We start from the raw sequence: 8404 nt of genomic DNA on the forward strand, positions 1-8404 counted from the left end.
AAAAATTCCTATTGACTATTTTAGTCAATAGGAATTTTTTTTGTTTATTCTTCTACTCTTTTCTTAAGAATAGCTAATAATATCATACCTACAACTGCACCTGCAACTATAGCAATTGCATATCCTAATGGATTGCTTATAACTGGTAGAACGAATATTCCACCATGTGGTGCTCTTAGCCCACATCCAAAAGCCATAGATACTGCTCCAGCTACTGCTGAACCTACTATACAAGATGGTATAACTCTTATTGGATCTGCTGCTGCAAAAGGAATTGCACCTTCAGTAATAAATGATAATCCCATTATGTAGTTAGTTATACCTGATTGTCTTTCTCTCTTTGTAAATTTATTTTTAAAGAAAGTTGTACATAATGCTATTGCAAGTGGTGGTACCATACCTCCAGCCATAACAGCTGCCATTATATCAAATTGTCCGCTTGCAAGTGATGCTGTACCAAATACATACGCTGCCTTATTGAAAGGACCACCCATATCTATTGCCATCATTCCACCTAGTAATGCACCAAGTAAAATCTTACTGCTTGAACCCATACCTGCTAAGAAACCATTAATTGCATTATTTAAACCTGATACTGGTGGATTTACGATAATTACTATTATAAATCCAATTAGTAATATACCAAAGAAAGGATATAATAAAACTGGTTTTAAACCTTCTAAGGAAGCTGGTAACTTATCAAATACCTTCTTTAAACCAAGAACTAAGTAACCTGATATAAATCCTGCAAGTAATGCACCTAGGAAACCTGAACCTCCAGCGTTTGCTAAAGCTCCACCAACAAATCCAACAGCTAGTGCTGGTCTATCAGCTATACTCATTGCAATAAAACCTGCAAGTATTGGTAACATAAATCCAAATGCTGTTCCTCCAACATTCTTAAAGAATGCTGCTAGCGGTGTATTAGATCCGAATTTTGAAGGATCAATACTATAATCATCTAAAAGGAATGCTAGTGCAATTAGTATACCTCCACCTATTACAAATGGTAACATATGTGAAACACCATTCATTAAGTGTTTATAAATTTGTCTTCCTATTCCTTCTTTTTCTCCTGAATCTTGCCCTTCTTCAGATGCTCCACCTTCATGATGATAGATTGGTGCAGTTCCATTAGTAGCTTTGTTAATTAATTCTTCTGATTTATGAATACCATTAGCTACTTTTGTTTGAATTACTCTTTTTCCATCAAATCTAGCCATTTCAACTTTTTTGTCAGCTGCTACAATGATACATTCACAGTTTTTAATTTCTTCTTTAGTTAAAACATTTTTAGCTCCGCCAGATCCGTTTGTTTCAACCTTTATTGAAACTCCCATTTCTTTAGCCTTATTTTCAAGGCTTTCAGCTGCCATAAATGTATGAGCAATACCTGTTGGGCATGCTGTTACAGCTAAAACTCTATATCCTGATTTTTGTTCTTTGTTATTTTGTTCTTTTATCTTATCATTTTCTTTAGAATCTATTAAACTTAAGAATTCTTCTTTAGACTTAGCATTAATTAATTTATTCTTAAAATCAGTATCCATTAAGATAGTAGATAATCTAGCTAATACATCTAAGTGTAAATTATTTTCACCTTCTGGTGCTGCTATTAAGAAAAATAATTTAGCTGGTTCACCATCAAGTGAATCAAAATCAATACCATCTTTAAGAACTATTGCAGAAAGTCCTGCATTTTTAACAGCTGTAGTCTTTGCATGAGGAATTGCTATCCCTTCACCAATACCTGTTGTACTTAAACTTTCTCTTTCAAGAACTGCTTTTTTATATGCGTCCTTATCACGTAAATTTCCAGTTAAACTCATTAAGTCTACAAGTTTATCAATAGCCTCACTCTTAGTCTTAACGTTAGGATTTAATTCAATTCCAGTTGCCTTTAATAAATCGGTTATTTTCATAAAACTTACCTCCTAGAAATTATTTTATCTGATTAAGTAATTCGTATACTTTTTCTTCAGTTGCTAAACCTTCTGAAAATGCACTTGCACTTCCTGTTGCAACACCCATTTTAAAAGCTTCAACTAAATCTTTATTCTTTAAATATCCTGCAATGAAACCAGCTACCATAGAGTCACCAGCTCCTACGGAATTCTTTAAAACACCTTTAGGTACATCGCTTTTAAAAACTTCTAACTTTGAATTTACTAATATAGCTCCATCACCTGCCCTAGATATAACAACATTTTGTGCTCCCAAGTCTATAAGCTTTTTAGCATAATAAACTATATCATCTTCATTTTTCAACTCTACATTAAAGAGTTCTGCTAATTCATGATGGTTTGGTTTAATTAAAAAAGGACTATATTTTAAAACATTCATTAATAACTTACCAGTTGTATCTACTATAAACTTAATGCCTCTATCATTTAATCTTTGCATTATAGTCTCATAAATATTCTCTGGTAATGTTTTTGGAATACTTCCAGCTAAAACTAGAATGTCATCATTAGATAATTCTTCTAACTTTATATAAAGCTTTTCCAAGTCTTTTTCGGTAATAGATGGTCCACTTCCATTAATCTCTGATTCCTCAGATGCCTTAATTTTCACATTAATCCTAGACATTCCTTCATTTAATTCAATAAAATCAGTCTTGCATCCAAATTCTTTAACTTTTTTTTCTATTTCTCTTCCAGTGAATCCAGCAATATAACCAAGAGCTTTATTATCTATTCCTAGATTTCTCAAAACAATTGATACATTTATTCCCTTACCTCCTGCATAAATTTCTTCTGAAGAAGTTCTATTAACTTCTCCTAATCTAAAGTCCTCTACTTTAACAATATAGTCTAAAGCAGGATTGAAAGTAATTGTATAAATCACTAAATATCCACCTCCATTATTTTCGTCATTTCTTTGTATAATTTATCTTTTAATTTTGTTGTAATTATTATTGCCTTATTAATTTCTCCAAAAGTTATAGAACTTATTTGCTCAAATTTAGATGTATCACATAATATATATGATTTCTTACTTCTATTAATTGCTTCTTCTTTTACCATTGATTCACTTATATCTGGCGTAGTATATCCTCTTTGTTTATCTACACCATTTGTACCAAAAAAACCTTTGGTAAAATTATACTTTCTCAAACTATTAATAGCTTCTACACCTACTATAGCTTCTGTAATTAGCTTTAACTCACCACCCAAAATATATGTTTTGCAATGATTCTGAATTAATTTTTTTGCATGAACTATTCCATTGGTAACAAATACCGCATTCTTTTCTTCAATAAAATCAATCATTAATTCAGTAGTTGTACCTGCATCAAGATAAACCATATCGTTTGGTTTAATGAGCCTTGCAGCTTCCCTTGCTATTTTAAGTTTTTCATCTAAATTTAAATTTTGTCTAAGTTCAACTATTTCTTCTTTTGTATTAATTGATACTTGTTTAATAGATGTAGCACCACCGTGAACCTTATTTAATTTTCCTTCTTTATGAAGTGTGTTTAAATCCCTTCTAATTGTTGATTCAGATGAATTTAAATAGTTAACCAAATCGTTTACATGAACTACAGACTCCCTTTCTAATTTACTTAAAATCAACCTATGTCTTTCTTCTGTTAACATTTACATCACTTCCTTAAACATAATATACTTCAAAACAAGTCACATGTCAACACATTTTAATCAAAAACATTCATTTTCAATCAAATACAGTCATTTTTTCATAAATAATACCAATTTCTCTTATTTGTTAGACGCATCCATCTTTAAAGGATAATTCTATTTGTAAAGGCAATTATTATTAGCATTGTTTGCTCTTCATTAAGGAATACTATTGTTATATACAGTTATTGAAGGAGATGATTTTATGAGGTATGAAAACAAAAGAGAGTTTACTAAAGAAAACTACTTAAAAAATGGATTTAAATCTCAAGACCAATATGCTAAAAATAGCTTTAATACTACTATTAAACAACCTGGAATAAATGAAAGTGGAATAGAAGCAAAAAAAAGAGGCTTCTAAATAATTAAAATCAGCCAAAGAATTGGCTGATTTTAATTATATTTAATCACAAGTTACTGATATTCCTCTTGTTTCAACAGGAGTTGAAAATACTATCTGAGTCTCAGTATTTCCGAATTTTTGCAAATGTCCTATAAATGTATCTAGTTCAATAGTTGTATGATAAGCCACTTTAATAAGCATGGAATAGCTTCCTGTAACACAGTTACACTCAATAACATTTGGACAAGCATTTATAAATGGATAAAATTCTGGTTTTAGCTTTGGACTCATTGCCAAATTTATAAAAGCCACTATATTATATCCCAATTCTAATTGATTTACCGTAGCTCGATAACCTGTTATTATACCTGATTTTTCAAGCTTATCTATTCTTGCTGAAACTGCAGGAGGAGATAAAAAAACTTGCTCAGCTAGTTGTTTAAGAGGATAACGTGCATTCTCTTGTAAAAGTTTTAAAAGTTTTAAGTCTACCTTGTCCATCTTGACACCCCTATTTCTCAAATAATTATAAAAAAAGAGCATATTATAGCTACGCTATAATATGCTCCCTTGCATCTATATATATATGATAATATTTTTTTGATATAAATACAAGCCCTAATTTATTAAAAACTTAAATTTTTTAAGTTCACTTATTAGCCCACAGAATATTTTAAAGTTTCTGTCAATTACTATCCTGTTACTTAGTTAGGTTTTATTAAATATATAATGTTTGATTTATAAAGGTAACTTAACAAAAAACTAATATATTTAAGTTAAAAATCTTTAAACTAGTTATTATTCATAGTTATTTATATATCATTTACTTTGTAATTTCAAAGTGATATTCTCGTTTATATTAAAGATATGAAACGGGGGATCATTATGAAAACAAGAATAGAATTTGACTCAATAGGTAGTATGAATGTACCTGAAAATGCATATTATGGAGTTCAATCTTTAAGAGCTAAAGAGAACTTTCCTATAACTAATAGAAAACTAAGTAAAGATTTTATTGTTAGTCTTGCTGAAATAAAAAAAGCTGCTGCCATTACTAATAAAAATGGAGGCATTTTAAAAGATTCAATTGCGGACGCCATTATAACTGCTTGTAATGAAATTATTAATGGAAAATTTCGCAATGAATTCGTTGTAGATCCTATACAAGGTGGTGCCGGTACTTCAAGCAATATGAATGCTAATGAAGTTATAGCCAACCGTGCCATTGAACTTTTAGGCGGAACTAAAGGAGACTATAGCATTGTTCATCCAAATGATCATGTTAATATGGCACAATCTACAAACGATGTTTTTCCAACTGCCGGTAAACTGACTGTTTTAAAACTCCTTCCAAAATGTATTTTAGAATTAAACCAACTTAATAAAGCATTAATTCAAAAATCAAAAGAATTCGATTCTATAGTGAAAATAGGTAGAACACAACTTCAAGATGCTGTACCTATTAGACTTGGGCAATCATTTCACGCCTTTTCAGCTGTGATACAAAGAGATATTAATAGACTTAATAAAGTTCAAAATGAAATGCGTTCGCTGAATATAGGTGCCACTGCTATTGGAACATCAATAAATGCAAGTAACTTCTATATATGCAACATTACTCATACCCTTCAAGAAGTTACAAATTTAAAACTCAATCAATCAGAAGATTTAATTGATGCTACACAAAACTTAGATGGGTTTGTCACTATTTCAGCTACTCTTAAAACCTGTGCTATTAATCTTTCTAAAATATCAAACGATTTACGTTTACTTTCAAGTGGTCCAAAAACAGGCTTAGCTGAAATTAATCTACCAAGCAAACAAAATGGATCATCTATAATGCCAGGTAAGATTAACCCAGTTATCCCTGAAGTTATGTCTCAAGTTGCCTTTAATATAATAGGAAATGACTTTACTATTACAATGGCAGCTGAATCTGGACAATTAGAACTTAATGCTTTTGAACCAGTGCTATTTTATAACTTATTTGAATCTATAGAAACCTTAACAAATGCAGTAAAAACATTAACTGACAATTGTATTACTGGAATAACAGCAAATAAAGATAGATGTATGGAACTTCTAGATAAAAGTGTCTGCACTGCTACTGCTCTTTGTCCTCACATAGGATACAAAAAGTCAGCAGAAATAGCTAAAACTTCCTTAAAAACAGGCGAATCAATTAGAACTATTATATTAAAAGAAAAACTCTTAACAGAAAGTGAATTAGATAGCATACTAGACTATGATTCCATGACTGACCCTGGAATAAAAATGACTAGTTTTGCTATATAACTCTAAATAAAAAAAGTGGCTAATAGCCACTTTTTTATTCATGTATTATATATGGTATAGTTACTACTGCAACATTTCTTCTCTTTTTAAATGATTGTCTTAAAAACATAGATGTTTGATTGTGAAGTATTTTATACCACCACTTATATATTGTAAATTGAGGCATAACTATTGTAAGCATTTCACATTTATTTAGTTCACCTTGCTTTTTATCAACATAATTTATAAGAGTTTCATTTACATTTCTATATGGTGCTTGTTCTATCACTAGTGAAATATCAATACCAAGTTTATTATACTTTTCTACTAATTTTTTAGTTTGTTCTTCATCGGTGCTAACATGATAAACTTCTATTGAATCTCCTATAACTAGAGAGTAATTTAAGCTCTTTATAAAAGATTTATTAATAGTTTGCAGAGGCACAATTATGTGGTTTGGCATTTTTTGTTTAAATATCAATTCGCTCGGCTCTTTATCAACCTTTAAATTTTCTCTAACTTTTTCATAGTGTCTCTTAATTCTTGTCATCACTAAAACTAAGAAAGGAATACATAAAATTATTATCCATGCTCCATCAAAGAATTTATTAACAGCTATTATTACACAAGTTATTGCTGTAACTGTTCCACCAAGTCCATTAATTAGAGCTTTATGTTTCCAATTTCCTTCTTTTGTTCTAAACCATCTTTTAAACATACCAAATTGTGATAGTGTAAAAGAAATAAATACACCAACTGAATATAGTGGAATCAAATGATGTGAATTTGCTCCAACTACTATTACTAGCCCTGACGATATTAAAAATAATAATACAATTCCATTAGAAAAACTCAATCTCTTTCCTCTGCTAGAGAACTGCCTCGCTATATATCCATCTCTTGCCAAATAAGATAAAAGCAGTGGTAAATCTGCAAAAGCAGTATTAGCTGCCATTACTAGAATAACTGCAGTGGTAGCTTGTACAACATAAAACATTATGCTATGTTGTCCAAAAATTTGGATAGCAATTTGGGCTACTACAGTTCTATCCTGAAAAGGAACAGCTTGGTACATAGTTGCTAAATAAGAAACTCCGCCAAAAATCACAAAAACAATTCCAGCTAAAAGCCCAAGTACTATCTTAGCATTTTTTTGTGATGGTTCTTTAAAATTGGGTATACCATCACTTACTGCCTCAACTCCTGTAAGTGCTGTACATCCTGCTGAAAATGCTCTTAAGAACAATACAATAGTTAAATCTTGCATTGGCTCAGTTAATTGTACTGCTGCTTCAGGGGTTTGTCCTAAAACTAAGACTTTAAAAATTCCTGTTAAAATCATAATAAGTATTGATAATATAAATAAATATGTAGGTATTCCAAATAATTTTGCTGAATCTTTCATTCCTCTTAAATTACCTAAAGCTAAAAGTGAAATAAGAGCTACAGTTATTATGACTTTATACGGTAAAAGACTTGGAAAAGCTGAAGTTATAGCAGCCGTTCCTGCACATGTACTAACAGCCACAGTTAATACATAATCAATGGTAAGGGATGCTGCAGCAATAAGTCCAGGTGTTTTTCCTAAATTATCAGTTGCAACTATGTAAGATCCTCCTCCATTTGGATAACAATCTATAGTTTGTCTATAGGAAAATATAAGTATGCTTAACAGTACTGTAATTGCTAAAGCTACATATCCTAAAGGTTTATATGCTGCAATTTGTAATGCTGGTATTAATACCATTAATATCTCCTCACAAGCATATGCCACTGATGAAATAGCATCACTTGATAATACTGGTAATCCCCAAACAATGCTATATTTTTCGCTAGTAAGTTCAGTAGTCTTTAAGGCCTTCCCTAAAAATAAGGATTGAATTTTCTTAAACATTTTCTTCCTCCGCTAATTAACTTAAAACAAATATACTTATTTTTAAAATTGGTATTTCTTGAGATACCATCAAATTATATATTCGTAGTATTTTAAAGTAAATTCTTTTTTTAGACTATAAATACGTTTACAATATCTCTTTTTTCTTATTTTTTATCATTTTTCGTCCTCTTTCGATGTTTGCAATTATTTTTCGCATTTTGTGAATAAATTATGAATCCACTCTTTATATCAAACATCCTATTTATCTAATTC

7 protein-coding genes are annotated in these 8404 nt (G+C 30.4%); 2 read left to right on the forward strand and 5 right to left on the reverse strand.

Going from position 1 to position 8404, the window contains the following annotated elements; translation table 11 throughout:
* Positions 1-44 precede the first annotated feature (44 nt).
* From H9661_RS17550 to H9661_RS17560, 3 genes are read right to left on the reverse strand one after another with little or no spacing between them, the layout of a single operon-like run.
* Positions 45-1922: a PTS fructose transporter subunit IIABC gene (locus H9661_RS17550; RefSeq protein ID WP_143315084.1), complete on the reverse strand. Its 1878-nt coding sequence runs from the start codon at positions 1920-1922 to the stop codon at positions 45-47.
* A gap of 19 nt (positions 1923-1941) precedes the next feature.
* Positions 1942-2847, reverse strand: coding sequence for a 1-phosphofructokinase (gene pfkB, locus H9661_RS17555; RefSeq protein WP_191770064.1), 906 nt, complete (start codon positions 2845-2847; stop codon positions 1942-1944).
* A complete protein-coding gene (locus H9661_RS17560) occupies positions 2847-3599 on the reverse strand; it encodes a DeoR/GlpR family DNA-binding transcription regulator (protein WP_191770067.1) in 753 nt (250 codons plus the stop codon). Before H9661_RS17560 ends, pfkB begins: the two co-directional genes overlap by 1 nt.
* 244 nt (positions 3600-3843) lie before the next feature.
* Here H9661_RS17560 and H9661_RS17565 point away from each other — a divergent pair, with 244 nt between their 5' ends.
* Positions 3844-3999, forward strand: a complete 156-nt coding sequence (locus H9661_RS17565; RefSeq protein WP_185966708.1) for a hypothetical protein — start codon at positions 3844-3846, stop codon at positions 3997-3999.
* A gap of 42 nt (positions 4000-4041) precedes the next feature.
* Here the strand turns inward: H9661_RS17565 and H9661_RS17570 are convergent, their stop codons facing one another.
* Positions 4042-4482 (reverse strand): Lrp/AsnC family transcriptional regulator, encoded by a 441-nt coding sequence (locus H9661_RS17570; protein ID WP_143315081.1) that lies wholly within the window; start codon positions 4480-4482, stop codon positions 4042-4044.
* Between the two features lie 384 nt (positions 4483-4866).
* Here H9661_RS17570 and H9661_RS17575 point away from each other — a divergent pair, with 384 nt between their 5' ends.
* A complete protein-coding gene (locus tag H9661_RS17575) occupies positions 4867-6276 on the forward strand; it encodes an aspartate ammonia-lyase (protein WP_191770069.1) in 1410 nt (469 codons plus the stop codon).
* A gap of 34 nt (positions 6277-6310) precedes the next feature.
* Here H9661_RS17575 and H9661_RS17580 read toward each other — a convergent pair whose 3' ends face one another.
* On the reverse strand, positions 6311-8149 hold the full coding sequence (locus H9661_RS17580; protein ID WP_191770071.1) for an APC family permease: 1839 nt from the start codon (positions 8147-8149) through the stop codon (positions 6311-6313).
* Between the last annotated feature and the right edge of the window lie 255 nt (positions 8150-8404).

It is taken from the genome of Clostridium cibarium, from assembly GCF_014836335.1.
Lineage (GTDB): Bacteria > Bacillota > Clostridia > Clostridiales > Clostridiaceae > Clostridium > Clostridium cibarium.

Coding starts and splice junctions, on each gene's coding strand:
- H9661_RS17550 (WP_143315084.1), bottom strand. CDS start 1,922: ATGAAAATAACCGATTTATTAAAGGCAACTGGAATTGAATTAAATCCT.
- H9661_RS17560 (WP_191770067.1), bottom strand. CDS start 3,599: ATGTTAACAGAAGAAAGACATAGGTTGATTTTAAGTAAATTAGAAAGG.
- H9661_RS17565 (WP_185966708.1), top strand. CDS start 3,844: ATGAGGTATGAAAACAAAAGAGAGTTTACTAAAGAAAACTACTTAAAA.
- H9661_RS17570 (WP_143315081.1), bottom strand. CDS start 4,482: ATGGACAAGGTAGACTTAAAACTTTTAAAACTTTTACAAGAGAATGCA.
- H9661_RS17575 (WP_191770069.1), top strand. CDS start 4,867: ATGAAAACAAGAATAGAATTTGACTCAATAGGTAGTATGAATGTACCT.
- H9661_RS17580 (WP_191770071.1), bottom strand. CDS start 8,149: ATGTTTAAGAAAATTCAATCCTTATTTTTAGGGAAGGCCTTAAAGACT.